This is a genomic window from Maribellus sp. CM-23 (genome assembly GCF_021354595.1).
In the GTDB taxonomy this organism is placed as follows: domain Bacteria; phylum Bacteroidota; class Bacteroidia; order Bacteroidales; family Prolixibacteraceae; genus Draconibacterium.
Window position 1 is genome coordinate 726,260 of sequence record NZ_JADWYJ010000001.1, and the last position, 17,569, is coordinate 743,828.

At 45.4% G+C, this 17,569-nt stretch carries 14 protein-coding genes; 9 read left to right on the forward strand and 5 right to left on the reverse strand.

What is annotated here, in order from left to right:
• Position 1: 1 nt before the first annotated feature.
• The 4 genes from INQ51_RS02775 to INQ51_RS02790 form a co-directional block, all read right to left on the reverse strand.
• The gene (locus INQ51_RS02775) at positions 2–1,339 is read right to left on the reverse strand and encodes an NAD(P)-binding domain-containing protein (protein WP_233376370.1); all 1,338 of its coding nucleotides are present in this window, start codon (positions 1,337–1,339) and stop codon (positions 2–4) included.
• 3 nt (positions 1,340–1,342) lie between these two features.
• Positions 1,343–2,212 carry a hypothetical protein gene (locus INQ51_RS02780; RefSeq protein ID WP_233376371.1) on the reverse strand — a complete coding sequence of 290 codons (870 nt, stop codon included), beginning with the start codon at positions 2,210–2,212 and terminating at the stop codon, positions 1,343–1,345.
• 335 nt (positions 2,213–2,547) lie between these two features.
• Positions 2,548–3,849: a M23 family metallopeptidase gene (locus tag INQ51_RS02785; RefSeq protein ID WP_233376372.1), complete on the reverse strand. Its 1,302-nt coding sequence runs from the start codon at positions 3,847–3,849 to the stop codon at positions 2,548–2,550.
• Positions 3,850–3,981: 132 nt separating this feature from the next.
• A complete protein-coding gene (locus INQ51_RS02790; protein WP_206610035.1) occupies positions 3,982–4,860 on the reverse strand; it encodes a YitT family protein in 879 nt (292 codons plus the stop codon).
• Positions 4,861–5,424: 564 nt separating this feature from the next.
• Between INQ51_RS02790 and INQ51_RS02795 the strand changes: the two genes are divergently transcribed.
• The 4 genes from INQ51_RS02795 (at position 5,425) to INQ51_RS02810 (ending at position 8,156) form a co-directional block, all read left to right on the forward strand.
• On the forward strand, positions 5,425–6,285 hold the full coding sequence (locus INQ51_RS02795) for an AraC family transcriptional regulator (RefSeq protein WP_233376373.1): 861 nt from the start codon (positions 5,425–5,427) through the stop codon (positions 6,283–6,285).
• 104 nt (positions 6,286–6,389) lie between these two features.
• Positions 6,390–6,854, forward strand: coding sequence for a hypothetical protein (locus INQ51_RS02800; protein WP_233376374.1), 465 nt, complete (start codon positions 6,390–6,392; stop codon positions 6,852–6,854).
• A 243-nt stretch (positions 6,855–7,097) separates the two neighbouring features.
• Complete coding sequence (locus INQ51_RS02805; protein WP_233376375.1) at positions 7,098–7,748, forward strand: cysteine dioxygenase; 651 nt, start codon at positions 7,098–7,100, stop codon at positions 7,746–7,748.
• A gap of 39 nt (positions 7,749–7,787) precedes the next feature.
• Positions 7,788–8,156 carry a DsrE family protein gene (locus INQ51_RS02810; protein WP_233376376.1) on the forward strand — a complete coding sequence of 123 codons (369 nt, stop codon included), beginning with the start codon at positions 7,788–7,790 and terminating at the stop codon, positions 8,154–8,156.
• A 127-nt stretch (positions 8,157–8,283) separates the two neighbouring features.
• Here INQ51_RS02810 and leuS read toward each other — a convergent pair whose 3' ends face one another.
• Positions 8,284–10,935 carry a leucine--tRNA ligase gene (gene leuS / locus INQ51_RS02815; RefSeq protein ID WP_233376377.1) on the reverse strand — a complete coding sequence of 884 codons (2,652 nt, stop codon included), beginning with the start codon at positions 10,933–10,935 and terminating at the stop codon, positions 8,284–8,286.
• A gap of 299 nt (positions 10,936–11,234) precedes the next feature.
• Here leuS and gdhA point away from each other — a divergent pair, with 299 nt between their 5' ends.
• From gdhA to INQ51_RS02840, 5 genes are all read left to right on the forward strand, one after another.
• Positions 11,235–12,590 (forward strand): NADP-specific glutamate dehydrogenase, encoded by a 1,356-nt coding sequence (gene gdhA, locus INQ51_RS02820; protein ID WP_233376378.1) that lies wholly within the window; start codon positions 11,235–11,237, stop codon positions 12,588–12,590.
• A gap of 162 nt (positions 12,591–12,752) precedes the next feature.
• Positions 12,753–15,155, forward strand: coding sequence for a TonB-dependent receptor domain-containing protein (locus INQ51_RS02825; RefSeq protein ID WP_233376379.1), 2,403 nt, complete (start codon positions 12,753–12,755; stop codon positions 15,153–15,155).
• Between the two features lie 415 nt (positions 15,156–15,570).
• On the forward strand, positions 15,571–16,206 hold the full coding sequence (locus tag INQ51_RS02830) for a DNA-3-methyladenine glycosylase family protein (protein WP_233376380.1): 636 nt from the start codon (positions 15,571–15,573) through the stop codon (positions 16,204–16,206).
• Between the two features lie 55 nt (positions 16,207–16,261).
• Positions 16,262–17,086, forward strand: a complete 825-nt coding sequence (locus INQ51_RS02835; protein ID WP_233376381.1) for a peptidylprolyl isomerase — start codon at positions 16,262–16,264, stop codon at positions 17,084–17,086.
• Positions 17,083–17,556, forward strand: a complete 474-nt coding sequence (locus INQ51_RS02840; protein ID WP_233376382.1) for a hypothetical protein — start codon at positions 17,083–17,085, stop codon at positions 17,554–17,556. Before INQ51_RS02835 ends, INQ51_RS02840 begins: the two co-directional genes overlap by 4 nt.
• Positions 17,557–17,569 lie beyond the last annotated feature (13 nt).

Genomic DNA, 17,569 nt, shown 5'->3' on the forward strand with positions numbered 1-17,569 from the left:
TTCAGCGTTTTTCGTGTTTCAGAATAGCCTCACCATACTTCCGGGTGATCTCGATTCCTGCATTTTTCAGAAACTCCGTAGGCAATTCACCTCCGGCAAAAATGTACACCAGGTCATTCCTGAGCTCCATGCTTTTACGATCCTCAAACTTCAAGGAAACAGCTGTTTCGCCAATCGACGTAACATTTGAGTTCAAGAGCACTTCCAGTTTCTTTTCTGAAATAGCTTTTCCCAACAGCTCATTATTCTTCGATTTCAATCTTGAAAATGTTTCCTTCCTATACGATAAGGTTACCCTATTTTGCGTAGCAAGCAGCAACGCCGATTCAACCGCAGAATCGCCACCACCCACTATCAGAATATCTTTGTCGGAAATAAATTCCGGTTCGAGCAAACGATAATACACCTTAGGCAGATCTTCACCGGGAACATTCAGTTTTCGAGGTGTCCCACGGCGGCCAATCGCCAACAGCACTTTCTGCGTAGTGTATTCTTCTCCATCGTGGCAAAACACCTTAAAATGACCGTTTCGGGCTTCTATTTTGTCCACCTTTTTATTTTCCTGGATGCTGATCCCGTTATCGGCAGTCACTTTTTCCCACAAATTAAGCAGCTCTGTTTTTTGGGTTTCATACAACTTTACCTTCCCGTGAAGTGGCAAATCCATCGGTGAAGTCATCACAATTTTTGCACGGGGAAAGGAAGCAACCGTTCCTCCCAGCGTATCCTGTTCCAAAGTCACTGTTTTCAGCTTCAGACGACGGGCTTCAAGCGTGGCAGAAATGCCAGCCGGACCTGCTCCAACTACCACCAGATCGTAATCGGCTTTGCTTTCATACTGAATTCCCTTTGCCAGGTTATTGACAGCCTGCCTGCCCTGCTCCACCGCATTTCTGATCAGTCCCATTCCGCCCATCTCGCCGGCGATAAAAATTCCCTTCACATTCGATTCGAAATATTGATTGACATGCGGCAGGTCGACTCCCCGTTTCTCGGTCCCGATAAACAACGAAATCGCCTGTGTGGGACAGGCATGAAAACAGGCGCCGTGCCCAACACAGCGGCTGGCATTAATCACCGTTGCCTTTCCGTTGCGAATGCCCAGAATATCGTGTTCGGGACAGGCACGAATACAGGCGCCGCTTTGAATGCACGAATTTACATCCACCACCGGATGAAGCGAAACGGGCTCGTGCAGCCCCTCTTCTTTTGCCACACGGATCTTCTCCTCTACCAGCTTTGATTCACGCCTCAGCTTTCGAATGTAGATGTAAAGTACACCGATCAAAAAAAAGGCAACTCCTCCGTAGATCAATATTTTCTCCCAGAAACTTTCCATCCTTTAAAAAATCCATTTGTAACCAAACAACACCGCAACGATCACGTGAATGATCATGATCACCAGCATCACCAGCGCAAAGGGAAGGTGCGCAACGTGCCAGTACCGCAGAAAATTCTGCATCGACGACAACCAGGCAATCCTCCGGTTCAGAATGATCTTTGACTTGAAAATACGAACGGCACTTCGAAGGTGTTTCCCTTTAATGCTTTTCGTTTTGAGTTCTTTCCGGAATTGCCTCACCAGTTTTCGTTCAAATACAAATCGTCGGTAAATCCGTAACAGGTAGTTCACTCCCTCCTTTTCTCCTGCTTTGGCCACTGCCGCATTCATTGAAGTAATTATGTCAGCGTCAATTTGGTGTTTGTCTTTTAACCCGGCAATAAGTTCTGATTCCATTGAGTTCAACTCATTCAAACTAAGCTCCCGTCCTTCGATAGTGCGCGGTATCTGCAAATAAATAAACCGCCCAATTATGCCACTGAGAACCACTGCTACCATACTCCAGAAACTGACTGCTACCAGGCCACCGAACTTAAAGGAAGTATGAAACAGCACCAGGATCGGCCCCAGCGTACACAAAAAAATGTGGAATTCGAGCCAGTTTCGCAGCACGCCAAAGCGTGAAAGGCGACGCAAACGTTTCCGGGCCATGTAAGTAAAAACGCCGATAATCATAAAAGCCGATCCCAGCATTCCAATCCCGTGACCGATCAATCCGGTGGGTTTCAAAAGTTCATGTTGCGGATGAACAGGCCGGTCGTGCAAGGGTGTCAGGTAATAATCCGCGCCGTAAAAAGTCAGTGCAAAAAACACAAGTAGGGTAACAAAGACCATAAAACTCAGGTAGACTTTGTGCGCGATTCGTCCCATACTTTTAAGTTTGTTTCAGTTAAATTTAGTGATATTCCCATATCTATATACGTCAACACACTGTGAAAAAGTATTTTAGATCTTTTCCAAATTAAGTACTTAAGCAATTGCTGTTCAGGCTGACAAGAGCGCATTGAGAATTATGTCTCCGAATATCGACTTATTTAATGGGATATCTAGAGATGTAAATCCCGTACATCAAGGAGTATAAAATAAATCACTCCCTACAAAAGTGTTAAAGGCTGCTCAAAAAAACAGCCGATCATCTGCTAACAAGAACCCTAAATATGGGAAGTAGGAAACGTAATAAAAATTGGCATCGGAGTATTAATGCGCTATTTATCAGAAGTGGAAGCTATTTCTCCGCCCACTTCCGGGAGAATCAATTCATCGGCCCAGCGGATGTTTTCCAACTCGTTCATCATTGAGTCTTTCAGAACCATATACCGCGGCATGTTTTCTTCCTTTACCGGCTCAACCGGTGGTGCTTTTACGCGTAAAGGATCTACATAACTTCCGTTTTTCTGCACCCTGAAATCGAGGTGAGGTCCGGTAGCCAGCCCCGTGGCTCCCACGTAACCAATCACCTGCCCCTGTTTTACGCGGCTGCCATTGGCAATTCCCTTGGCAAAGCCCTTGAGGTGCATGTAAGTAGTGGTATAAACCGAGTTGTGTTTGATCTTCAGATAATTTCCGCCTCCTTTTGCCTGGTAGGCTTTGGCAACCACCGTTCCGTCGCCAATGGATACTACCGGAGTACCGCTGGCGGCAGCATAATCAACACCTTGGTGCGGGCGACGAATGCGCAACACCGGGTGCAACCTGCTGTTTGAAAAGTGCGAACTTATCCTTGAAAACTGAAGCGGAGCTTTTAGGAATGCTTTTCGCAAACTCTGTCCTTTATCGTCAAAATAGTCGGCACGCTCATCCTGGTCAAATAAGAAGGCAAAATTCGACTCACCATAATGATCAAATTCTACCGCGTGAATGGTTCCAATCCCGATCCGGGTGGAATCCACATAAATTTCGTCGTAAATTACCCGGAAACGGTCGCCTTTTTGGATCGCAAAAAAGTCGATGGTCCAGGCAAAAATATCGGAAAGTTCGATCGCCAGCATCGGGTCCTGGTTACTGTCGATCATGGCATTCCAAAGCGAAGATTTTACTTCTCCCTGTGCAACGGTTCTGCGGGTTTCCACATCCTTTTTGCTCTGGTAAATACCCAGCGAATCGAACAATTCGAACACGGTGTAATCAACCGCGGAATTTTCGTAAACAAAATAGCGGGCCTCGTTCAAAGTATCAGAAGTAGAAAAAATGGTGTATTTTCCACCGCTCTTTATTTTCCGCACATCAAAAACTTCTTTCGATTTCCGGGCAATCCGGTCGATGGTAGCCATGCTAACACCCCGTTCATTCAGGATCTGACTGAGGTACTCGTTGTTGCGCACGATGCCGTCTTCCAGATTAAAAGAATCAACCGGCAAGCCATATTTCAGAACGGGTTCTTTGATGGTTGCGATTGTATCTGTAATCGTTACTTCTTCTCTTGGTGGTGATTTGGGAGCACAGGCATTCATCATCAAAATAACAACGGCGCCCAAAGTTGTCATCCATACTTTCCAATTTTTTCTCATCCTGCTTCGCTTCATAAGTGGCAAAAATAAGAAAACTTAAAAAAGCACCCATTCATTGTGGAAACTTTAGAAAAAGTACCGCCAATTTAATTATTTAGAATGCATGAATTTATGTTCAATCCGAGTTCGGGTCTATATTTTGATCTTTTCAAAGCCTTTACCGTAAACGCCCATTACGCTTCCCATGGAGATAAATGCGTCGGGATCAATTTTTTTGATGTACCGGAAAATGGCACCGCTTTCTTTTTTTCGCACCACCGACATGATCACTTTCACCTCCTTGTTGGTGTACCAGCCCGAACCGTCGAGGAGCGTAACGCCCCTGACTGCTTCATGACTGATGTATTCCGCGATCTTTTTGTACTCTTTTGAAACGATAAACATTTGCGCCGACCGGTTGGCACCGCTTAAAAACGAATCGAGCGAGTAGGAAACCACCCACATCACCACATAGCCATACACCAGCTTTTCAACCGATTGAAAAACAAAATATACCGAAGCAATGATCACCACGTCGCATAACATAATTACACGTCCGGGGCTTACGTTACGGTACTTGTTCACGATCATCGCAATAATATCGGTTCCTCCGGTACTTCCTCCCCGCGAGAAAACAACGCCCAATCCGGCGCCGCTGATCATCCCCCCGATAACCGACGAAAGAAACATGTCGTCTACCAAAGGTTCTTTTACCACGTTCTCGAAAATCACAAAAAACGTAGTAACAACGCCAATACTAAAAATGGTTTTTACCCCAAAATTGGCTCCCAGAATTTTAATAGCTATCAATACCAACACCACATTGATGGCGAGGTAAGTAAGGCTCACCGGAAACCCGGTAGCATAGTAGACCACTGCCGACACACCGGTGATTCCACCACCTGTAATTTGCGCCGGGATAATAAAAACTTCCCATGCCATGGCAAACAAAAACAAGCCAAAGGTCATGATCGCATAATCTTCGATTACTTTCACCAGACTACGATTGGCTGCCAACATTTCTGTAAACATCGCTTAACTATTTTATGAGCTTTAATTTCGCCGCAAAAGAACATATGTAAAACTGAATAAAAAGTGATGATTGTCAGGGATTATGGAATTAACCAATTGTTAAGATACGGAGAAAACGCCTCGCAAAACCATCACAAACAACCACTTACAAAGCAGCAAAAGTCACGACACAGACCTTATTCTTCTTTTCCTGCCAATTGTGTTCATTTCTCCAACACTTTTTCTTCTGCTTCGAAATATTACACGGCCGCTTCTCTGCTAAATATTTCAAAACAAGGGACGTACAATGCATTATTCGATTCAGGATATTCACATACATCGTTCCCGACAAAAACACTGACATAAAGGAAAATACAAAGCTCACGCTGTGATTGCAAAACTGATGCGCCGCGGATTTAGTTGCCGGAGAAAATCCAGTTTTCAGAGGTATCCGATAGTAAACGAAAAGGATCTGTTTTAGTCGCAGCTTATTTGAATGAGTTTTCTGGACGCCCGGGGAAGGTGCTTTTTTTGATTTTAGACCTTAAAGTCTTAAATTGTATTGAATCAAAAAAAGCGTGTAACATGCTCAATTTCTACAAAATAGTAAAAGAGAACCTGAACTTTAACCGCTTTGAGTTCAAAGAAACCGTCTGCCTCGAATACACCTGCCCGATTGAAGCAGAAGAGATCGGGATCTTTTCCCGAAACGATTACATTGTATATGTTTTGAGCGGAAAGAAAACCTATAAAACGCTGCATGGCGAATGGACACTGGAACCGGGGCAAACACTCTACCTGAAAAAAGGAGCAGAAATTATCCACCAGTATTTTGATGACCAGTATTGCATGCTGGGCTTTTTTATTTCGGATGAACTGATTCGCGAAACCATGAAAGAGCTTCAGGGAAACCAGGTTCTTAAAGCCGGAAACGACAGCAACAATTTTGCCGCGCGGCCTGTGCAGGCTTCCGATTACCTTGAAGGCTACTTTAACTCCATGCTCACTTATTTCAGGGGAATCAACCGCCCTCCCGATCCCATCCTGGTGCTAAAGCTAAAGGAGTTGCTGATCAACCTCGTGAATTGCGACCCCGTTTTAACGGCTTACTTTATCGGGCTGACAGAAACCGACAAACCATCGCTCCGGCAAATTATGGAAAAGAATTTCTGTTTCAACCTCAAGATCGAGGATTTTGCCGAGCTTTCGCACCGCAGCCTTTCTTCCTTCAAAAGAGAATTCAACAGTATTTTTAACGAGCCACCCGGGAAGTGGATACAAAAACGACGTGTTGAACATGCGGCCCATGTTATCGCCAATTCAAACCAGAGTGTCACACAAATTGCCTACGAAAGCGGCTTTGAAGATGTGTCTCACTTTAGCCGTGTTTTCAAAAGCATCATCGGCAAAAGCCCTTCGGATTACAAAAAATCACTGGCTTTCTGATACTTTTTTTGCTCGTGAACCAATCAGACCATTTTTAGGACTTTTCAGCCAATTCGTTCGGGAGAATAGTTCTCAACTTTGTACCATCACAAAAACAGAGAACCATGAAAAACTTGATTTACACCAACATCAATGAATCTTCGAAACTGAAAAGATTCTTTCCCTTTACCTTTCTGAAAGGAATTTTAAAAACAAAAAATGACCTCCAACTGGTCAGGGGTTACAGTGTCTTCACCAAAGCGCTGGCCATTTTAATCATTGCTTCGCTTATCAATTCGAAAGTAATTGCACTGACCTTACCCGAAACCGCAGGTGAGGTAAGAAACATTTGCCTCCTTTCTCCTGATTCGGACCAAAAGGCAAGTTTAAATACAAGCACTCCTTCCCAAAGCGATATAGAATTACCTGTTAACTTACTGGAGCTTGAAACTGAAGCCAGGCTTGAAATAGAAGCGTGGATGCTTGCCTTGACAACGTTTATCCCGTCCATTGATAGTATTGAAACGGAAATGGAACCTGCATTAAAGCTGGAAGCCTGGATGCTCGATCATCATAATTGGAACCATTGAAAACAAGAACATTGAACAGGAGCCGCCGCCTGACAGTCAACCGACAGTTATGCGGCGGTTTTGTTTATACGGCTGCAAAAAACAGATTCCAGCTTCTGTTTTAAAAGCATCAGAAACGACACTTCCAGGGCATTTTTTCACACTTTTTTAGCCGCTGAACCAAATAGACAACACTTCGGACTTTTCAGCAAAGCCCAGCCTCTCAATACTTCGCAACTTTGTATCAACGAAAAACAAAAAACTATGAAAAACTTGATTTACACCACAGCAAACGAGTCCTCCTCCGTAAAAGGGTTCTCTCCTTTCTTCTTTCTAAAAGGAAACCATAAAACAAACGACGAGTTGGCAAACAATGTACAGACGTCTTTTAATGCGAGCGGATTACTGACACCCGAAGCATCGCTTAAAATGAGTGCCGGAATGGTTCCGAATCTGTATTCGGTATGCCGCGACTTATTCAACACATTTCACACCAGTCGGGCACCTTATTCGGCACTTCAGTTTTTGCCGGTAATGCAACAGGTACGCGCCCTGGATCCGGAGCAACTAAAAAGATTTCTAAAGAACAGGGAAACCCGCCATGTACTGGTGGATAACACATGGATGAAAGTTGTTTTGATCCACTGGAAACCGGGAAAGGTAAGTTCCGTTCACGGTCACCCGGCCGGAGGTTGCGTTTTTAAGGTGCTGCATGGTAAGCTGGAAGAACTGCGGTATTCCACCGACGAGAAACAACGGATACTGGCATCCAATGGTTACAAAGCAGGCAGCATCGCCTATATCGACGACCGGCTGGGATATCATGCAGTGGGAAATCCATTTGGCGCTTCGGCAGTTAGCCTGCACGTATACACTCCCGGCTCGGCCAACTTAGTTAGCAAGAATATTTTCTAAACAATCCATTTAATAATGAATCATTTAAAACTTTTTATCATGAAAGCAAAACAAAAATTAGTAGTAGTTATTTCGAGAGGTCACGACGACGAACGTTCATCCGTAGCATGGAGCATTGCAAACGGTGGTATTAACAACGGACTGGATGTATCCATTTTCCTGGTAAGTTCAGCCATCGACTGGGTGCGCAAGGGAGCCGCCGAAAAAGCACGGCCCAATCCGGAAGATCCGACCATGAAAGAAATGATCCAGAACGTGTTTAGCAACGGTTGCAGTATCAGCGTTTGCCCACCCTGTGCCAAGGTAAGAGGCTATTCGGAAGAAGACCTGGTGGAAGGCGTAAAAATAGTCGGCTCGGTGGCCATTCACGAACGAGTAAAAGAGGGAGCAGCTTTATTGAGCTTCTAACAAAGAGGTACTTTTTTATGATCGCTGCAATCACCGGAGTTTCCCGGTGGTTGCAGTTTTTTATAGCAAAAAGGGACGATCCATTTTATACGGACCGTCCCTTTTTAGTATTTTTTTGATTGACTGATTATCCTACAGCAATATTGATGATCTTTTTCGGAACATAAATAAACTTCCGAACCGATTTACCTTCGATCCATTTTTCGGAGCGAGGATCGCTTAAAACCGCCTTCTCCACTTCTGCCTGTTGCATATCGAGCGGCAATTCCATTTTAAAACGCATTTTGCCGTTGAATGAAACCGGGTACTCGTGTGTATCTTCGGTAAGCAAACTCTCGTCCACCAAAGGCCAGGGCTCGTAAGCCAGGGTTTCGGCATTGCCGTAAATCGACCAAAGTTCCTCGCCCAGGTGCGGTGCATACGGAGCAAGAATTTTGGCAAAAGTTTCAGCGGTTGCTTTGGTTACCTTTCCTTTCTTGATGGCCAGGTTGTTAAACACCATCAAAGCAGAAATACCGGTATTGAATTTCATGTTCTCAATATCGGAACCCACTTTCCGGATGGTTTGGTGCAACAGTTTTGCCACTTCGGGATCTTCCTCCCCTTCCACAATGTTTTCATTGTTGGAAAAGAAGCGGTAAACACGTGCCAGGAAATTGAAAACTCCCTTTACACCGTTTTCAGCCCAGGGTTTACGCTCGTCAAGCGGTCCCATAAACATTTCGTACAAACGCAGCGAATCGGCCCCGTAACGTTCGATCACATCATCAGGATTCACCACGTTTTTCAACGACTTGGACATTTTGGCAACGATCTGTCTCAGCTCTTCACCGGTTTGGGTGTGGAAATATTTCCCGTCTTTTTCTTCTACCAAATCAGAAGTTACCTTGGCACCGGTAAGCGTTTCGTAAGCAAAAGCCAGAATCATACCCTGGTTGTATAATTTCTGGAACGGCTCGTCGGTCGAAACAATTCCCAAATCGAACAGCACTTTGTGCCAGAAACGTGAATATAACAAGTGCAATACGGCATGTTCAGCTCCACCTACATACAGGTCAACCGGCATCCAGTATTGCTCTTTTTTCACATCAAAAATCGAATCTGCATTCATCGGATCGATGTAACGCAGGTAGTACCAGCACGATCCGGCCCATTGAGGCATGGTATTGGTTTCGCGGCGGCCTTTTCTTCCGTTCTTATCGGTTACAATCAGCCAGTCTTCGGCATTCGCCAGTGGCGATTCACCTGTTTCGCTGGGTTTGTATTCTTCCAGATCGGGCAACTCCAATGGCAGATTCTCATCTTCCACCAAAGTAACTTCACCGTCTTCCCAGTGAATAACGGGGAATGGTTCGCCCCAGTAGCGTTGGCGGCTAAACAACCAGTCGCGCAGTTTGAAGTTCACAGTCGCCTTTCCGATGCCTTTTTCTTCGAGCCAGTCAATAATTTTTGCCATACCGGCGGCTTTGTTCAAACCATTTATGTCGATACCGGTTTCGGCGCTGGCAGAGTTAATGTAAGTACCGTCTTCGGTCCAGCAAGCGTTTCCGGTCAAAACTTCATCTCTGTTTTCAACCTCTTTTGGATCCAGGATACATACAACCGGAATATCAAATTCTTTGGCAAATTCAAAGTCGCGGGTATCATGAGCAGGAACCGCCATAATCGCCCCCGTTCCGTAACCGGTTAAAACATAATCAGCCACCCATACCGGGATTTTTGTATTGTTCACCGGGTTAATGGCATAGCGCCCCGTAAAAACACCTGTTTTTTCTTTTGCCAGGTCGGTACGGTCCAGGTCCGATTTCAATGCAGCTGCCTTTATATAGGCTTCCACTACCTCTTTTTTGTCGTCGGTTACCAGTTCGCCTACCAACGCATGCTCGGGAGCAACTACCATGTAGGTTGCGCCAAACAAAGTATCAGGACGGGTAGTGTAAACCCGTAGTTTTTTGCCCAGCCCATCGATTTCAAAATCCACTTCGGCCCCGGTTGATTTCCCAATCCAGTTGCGCTGCATGTCTTTTACTCCAGCCGGCCAGTCCAGGGTGTCCAAACCACTTAACAGCCGTTCGCCGTAGTGCGGAATGCGCAGCAACCATTGTTTCAGGTTTTTACGGATAACCGGATTGCCACATTTCTCGTGAGAGCCATCGGTTAAAACTTCCTCGTTGGCACAAACGGTTTTACACGAATCGCACCACCAAACCTGTGCATTGTCGTAATAAGCCAGGCGCTTTTCACTTATGTATGCTCTTACGGCTTCTTCGCCGTTTGCTTTTACCTCTTCCGGAATCACCAACTCAGAGATAGGACGGCCTTTTTGCAGTTCTTCATCAAACCAGGTATTGTACAGTTGTTTGAAGATCCACTGTGTCCACTTAAAGTACTTAGGATCGGTGGTATTGATCTCCCGGTCCCAGTCGTAACTCAATCCAATGGCCTTGATTTGTCTGCGGAAATTATCACAGTTATTCCCGGTTGTAACCGCAGGGTGCGTTCCGGTTTGAATGGCATATTGCTCGGCCGGAAGACCAAACGCGTCGTACCCCATCGGGTGTAACACATTAAAACCTTTCATCCGTTTGTAACGGCTCAGAATATCTGTTGCCGTATAACCTTCCGGATGCCCCACATGCAAACCTGCCGCTGAAGGATAAGGAAACATGTCGAGGATATAATATTTCTGTTTCGAAAAGTCGTCTACTGTCTTAAACGTTTTGTTTTTTTCCCAATACTGCTGCCATTTCGGCTCAATTTCCGCAAATTTATATTCCATCTTATCGAATGATTATACACGATTCAAAGTTCAAGCGGCAAAGATACACAATTTGTTGGATGTGAAAGGGAAGTTGATCAAACCAGAAAGCAGGATTCAGAATATTAATTTTCCGTTTAATCCAAACGAGTCTATTTATCATTTGTAAATATAAACCCGAAAATTCTTATAATTTCGTAGGCAACATACCTTCACTTTGACAGTATATAAAACAGACTAAAGTTCTTTTTTACCGGGTTATCCGGAAATCGATTTGCACTTTTAATCTTGAACAGAATAACATAATTATTTTTTACCGTATGAATTTTAGAGATCCAGCTCAGTACACTGAAGATTTTATCTCGTATTTAAAAGCAAAAAACCCAAGAGAAAATGAATTTCACCAGGCTGTTTCCGTAGTTGTGGAAAGCCTTGCCGAATTTCTGGTAAAAAACCCGCGCTACCTGCAGGCCAAGATACTCGAAAGAATGGTGGAACCTGAAAGAGTTATCATGTTCCGTGTTCCATGGAGCGATGACCTCGGCAATGTGCATATAAACCGCGGATACCGGGTTGAAATGAACAGCGCCATTGGCCCGTACAAAGGTGGTTTAAGGTTTCACCCATCCGTTAACCTGAGTATTTTCAAATTCCTGGCTTTTGAGCAAGTTTTGAAAAACAGCCTTACCTCTCTGCCAATGGGAGGCGGAAAAGGTGGTTCTGACTTTGATCCCAAAGGCAAATCGGACAACGAAGTGATGCGTTTTTGCCAAAGCTTTGCTACCGAATTATCGCGTCACATTGGTCCGAATACCGACATCCCGGCCGGAGACATCGGTGTTGGTGGCCGCGAAGTTGGCTTCATGTTCGGACAATACAAACGCTTACGCAACGAGTTTACCGGCGTATTTACCGGGAAAGGTATCGAGTGGGGCGGCTCTCTTATCAGACCTGAGGCAACCGGTTACGGAACCGTATACTTTGCCGAAGAGATGTTAAAAATGCGTGGCGACAGCATTAAAGGAAAAACAGTGGCCATATCAGGCTCAGGAAACGTAGCCCAGTATGCCGTTGAAAAAGTGCTCGACATGGGTGGAAAACCGGTTACCTTGTCCGATTCGAACGGAACCATTTACGATCCGGAAGGAATTGACCGCAAGAAACTGGAATACGTGAAAATCCTGAAAAACGGATACCGCGGAAGAATCAAGGAATATGCAGAAGAGTACAACGTAGCTTATTTTGAGAATCAACGTCCGTGGAGTGTAAAATGCGACGTAGCTCTTCCATGTGCTACTCAGAATGAAATTACCGGTGAAGATGCAGACACCTTGCTCGGAAACGGATGTTTTGTGGTAGCTGAAGGAGCGAATATGCCTTCGACTTACGAAGCCAAACACAAATTCCTGGAAGCAGGCATTTTATATGCTCCGGGTAAAGCGGCAAATGCAGGAGGAGTGGCAGTTTCGGGCCTCGAAATGACTCAAAACAGCATGCGCATCAACTGGACACGCGAAGAAGTGGATCAGAAACTGAAAACCATCATGGTGAATATCCACGACACTTGCGTGAAATATGGTCAAAATCCTGATGGCTCAGTTAATTATGTTAAGGGAGCCAACATTGCAGGTTTTGTAAAAGTAGCCAATTCAATGATCGCCCAAGGACTAGTATAAACCATATTATACATAATATCAAAAATCCGGTTTCTTTAGGGGAACCGGATTTTTTTATCCGAACATCTCCCCACCCTTTTACAGGTACGATTTTTGTTACAATCGCGCGTAATTATACTTTTGCCAAAACTTGACGACTAAATATAAACGAATGAAACGACCATGATAAAAAGTTTTTGCTTTGTTCTGATTTTATGGCTGACCACCCTTTCCCTGCATGCACAAAATTATGTAAAAATAACCGACAGCAAATCGGGCGCGCCGATTGAAGGTGTTGTACTAATTTCCGACAGTTTCTCCTCGCAATCAGATGAAAACGGAAAAGCAAGCACGGGCGGTTTTTTACCGGGCGAAAAAATTCTGTTCAAACATTCTTCCTATCTGTCGCTCACTACCACCAAAGAAAAGATCAGCAAACAGGGAAACGTGGTGATATTGGTCGAAAACCCGGTGCGGCTTGACGAGGTGGTGGTTTCTGTCAACCGCTGGGCCGAATCAAAATCTGAAATCCCGCACTATATTCAAAGCATACAAGCCGAACAAATACAACAATACAACCCGCAAACCTCAGCTGATCTGCTTGGAAATCAAAACGGCATTTTTATTCAAAAAAGCCAGATGGGCGGCGGAAGCCCGATGATCCGTGGTTTCTCGGCCAACAGCATACTGCTTGTTGTCGATGGGATTCGGATGAACAATGCTATTTACCGAAGCGGCAACCTGCACAACATAATCTCGGTGGATGCACAAAGCCTCGAAAGCGCCGAAGTTATTTTTGGCCCCGGCTCAGTCATCTACGGAAGCGATGCACTGGGGGGAGTAATGAGTTTCAACACGGTAAATCCGAAGCTTTCCACTACCTCGAAAACCGAATCATCAGGAAAAGTCTTCACCCGTTACTCGAGTGCCAACATGGAGCAAACCGTTCATGGTACCTACAACGTGGGCGGCGAAAAATGGGGAGCTGTTTTGAGCACCACCTACACCGACTTCGACGATCTCCGGATGGGTAGTCAGGGACCGGATGCATACCTTCGTCCCCAATATGTTGCGAACGGCCCGTTCAATGGTTTCGACAGAATTGTGGCAAACGACAACGACCAGGTTCAAAAATATACCGGTTACAGCCAGTTCAATGTCCTGGGAAAACTGCGTTACCGGCCGTCGGATCGTTTCGACCTGGTTTTTAGCGCCAACCATTCGCGTACCGGCGACATTCCGCGCTACGACCGGCTGATTGAATACAAGAACGACCGGCTGGCTTACGCCGAATGGTATTACGGCCCGCAAATCTGGACAATGGCTTCGGCCCGCGCACAATACACTGCTCCACACTTTCTCTTCGACCGCATTAGCCTGCAAGTGGGCTTTCAGGACTATACAGAAAGCCGCAACGACCGGAAACTGAACAACGAAAACAGAAGAAGCCGGGAAGAAAACGTAAAGGTTCTTTCTTTTAACCTCGACTTTGGAAAAGATTTTGACGAAAAGGCCGAACTGTTCTACGGGCTGGAAACTTACCTCAACAATGTCGGCTCAAACGGAATATCCAAAAACCTGCTTTCCGGTGAAAAAGAAGACATTGCCCCCCGCTACCCCGATGGCTCGACATACAACAGCTTTGCAGCGTATTCTTCATTCAAATACAACGTGAGCCCGAAGTTTATTTTCCAGGTGGGCGCGCGTTTTACCTACACACAGCTCGAGGGAGTTTTTGACAAACAGTATTACAGCTTTCCGTTCGACGGGTTTGACATGGACAACTCGGCTTTTAACGGCAACCTGGGAGTTGTCTGGCACCCAACGAAAGAGTGGCAGATCAACTTGCACGGTTCTACGGGGTTCCGCTCCCCCAACATCGACGACATCGCCAAAGTGTTTGACTCCGAACCGGGCAACGTGGTGGTGCCCAACCCCGATCTAAAGCCCGAATATGCCCGAAACCTGGAGATCAACGTTCTCCGGAACATACACGACCATGCCAAGTTCGAAATCACCGGTTTTTACAGCTGGCTGAAAGACGCCATGGTACGGCGGGATTTCTCGCTGAACGGGCAAGACTATATCATGTACGACGGGGAGTTGAGCAAAGTGGAAGCACTGGTAAATGCTGAATCCGCCAAGATTTACGGGCTAAACCTGAACCTGGAAGTACTGTTTGGCAACAACTGGCGTACCCGCCACGACATCAGCCTTACCCGTGGAGAAGATTCAGATGGTTTTCCGATGCGCCACGTGCCGCCTACATTTGGCTCGTCGCACCTTGTTTTTGAAAATCAACTGTGGTATGTCGACCTGTACCTCAACTACAACGGAAAGCTCGACTACAACGATCTGGCGCCCGACGAAAAAGACAAGCCGCACCTGTACCTGCCGGATGAAAACGGCAATCCGCACTTGCCCTCTTGGTGGACACTCAACCTGAAGTCGAATTACAGGATCCACCCCAAAATCACGCTTAGCGCGGGCGTGGAAAACATCTTCGACAAACGTTACCGGCCATACTCTTCTGGAATTGTAGCACCCGGAGTAAATTTCATGTTCTCGGCCTTATTCAAAATATAAATGAAGACGCATATTCGCAGACTATGAGTCAGTTATTGAATTTTCAATATCAGATCAATCAAAATAATCGATTTTATCTAATACTAAAAAAATTCATTTGCCGTTTCTAAAGCAGGAAGGCAGAAAATCATTGAGATTTTTTAATTTATTTAATTCGGTATTGCCTTCAAAGCCTTAAGAGGGGTGCTTGCATCCCTCTTTTTTTTAGCCCCTTACCAAAAGAAAGGCGCAGTTAGCTCGGTACAAAATCTTTGGGTGCTTTGTGTCTTTTTTGCGCAACTTTGTGTTATAACAACAAAAATCGTGACACAGAGAACCGCAAAGAAAACACAAGGGCATTCACCAAAAACAGCCGTACTCATTCTCGTTTCATTCAGGCAAACATTCAATTTTCAGAAATACCTATTTTTATGGGATGAAGAAAATCAAAGATGAAGCAGAGTTTCTGGTTCTTTGCGATTGGTGTACCGAGCAGGAATCCGGTCTGGATACCGTAATCCGGGAATACGGTTATCCTCCGTTTTGGCACCGCGAGCCCAATTTTGCCACGCTGGTACTTACCATTCTGGAGCAACAGGTTTCGCTGGCTTCGGCAAAAGCGGCGTTTGTTCGCCTGCAGGAACGAGTGGGAGAAATAACACCAGAAAATATTCTGAAATTGAGCGACGAAGAGCTGCGTTCCTGTTATTTCAGCCGGCAAAAAACTGTTTACACCCGTCTGCTGGCCCGCGAAATTGTGGACAGAAAACTTGATCTCGATGCGCTAAACCAACTCCCCGAAGAAAACATCCGCGAAAGCTTGCTCCGTTTGAAAGGAATCGGACACTGGACCGTTGATATGTATGTGCTGATGAGCTTGCACTTCTCTGATATTTTTCCGCCCGGCGACCTGGCTACCATCAAGGCGGTGTACGAACTAAAACTTGTTCCGCCGGAAGCTTCAAAAGAAGAGATCATCCGCTACATGGAGAAATTTGCCCCTTACCGTTCGATGGCTACCTACATTTTATGGCATTCCTACATTCAACGGCGCCGATTAACACTGGAATAAACAGTTTTGCTTAACCGCTAAAATTCGTAGCTTTGAGAATTAACAAGCAAAAAACATGGCTCATCCAAAATACTTTCTATTTCTGTTTATATTGATTTACGCCTGTACTTCTTCCCCTAAAAAAACACCCGAAGCGCAACCCGTCCGAGTTGAATTAAGCACCGATAAGGGAAATGTGCTGCTCGAATTATCGAACGCAACTCCCCTGCACCGCGACAGCTTTGTAAAGCTCGTGAAAGAAGGATATTTCGACGGGATGCTGTTTCACCGGGTCGTTAGCGGTTTTGGGATTCAAACAGGAGACCCCGACAGCAAAAATGCCAAAGCAGGGAAAGCGCTTGGAGACGGAGGCCCTGATTATACCATTCCGGCAGAAATAAATACGGAGCTTTTCCATAAACGCGGAGCCATACTTGCTGCCCGCGATAACAATCCCGACCGTGCCTCATCGGGTTCGCAGTTCTTTATTGTTCAGGGAAAAGTTCAAACCGACAGTACGCTAGAGCGAGCCGAAAAAAGAATCAACGAATGGCTGGCAGCGCATTATTTTGTAAACAATCCGGGCAACAAAGCCCTTCGCGATTCGCTGGAGCTGGCTTTGCAGGAAGAAAACGAAGAAGCGAACCGAAAATGGTCGGACAGCATACAGTCGGGCAGTAAAAATTATACCAATTTCGAAAGATACTCGATCCCGGAACCTCACCGCGAAGTATACAAAACCATTGGAGGTGCCCCTCATTTGGATCAGAATTATACAGTTTTTGGAGAAGTTATTGACGGCATGAATGTGGTGGATTCGATTGCCGCCCTGCCTGTTGATTCACTCAGCCGGCCATTCAGCGACATACGAGTTGTTGCTGCCAGTATTATTGAACCATGAAGATTGACAACAAAATATCGCACTTTTTAACCGGCCCGTATATTTTCTTTGGCTTTCTTTTTATACCCCTGCTTTTGATGGGCTTGCTTGAGCATCATCCAATTATGGCCGGAGTTAGTTCGCTTGCCATAGCTTATTTGTTTGCCACCTATTCGGGAGTGGAAATAGACACCGAAACAAAGAAATTCAGGAACTACAACAAACAATTCGGGCTGTTTAAAACCGGGCGCTGGCGCTCGCTCGACGATTACATTGGCGTAACACTTGTTCCCATACGAAAAGTTTACCGCATGTACAGCCGCTCCAATAGAAGCAACACTTCCCATAAAACCGAATACCGGATCTACCTGGTGAACCAGGCCAAACGCCCGGCCATTCCCATAAAAAAATGCAAAACACAGGATGAAGGATACAAATGCCTTGATGAATTTGCTATCTGGCTGCACAAACCGGTTTATTCTCCGAAGTAAAAACAGTATCCGC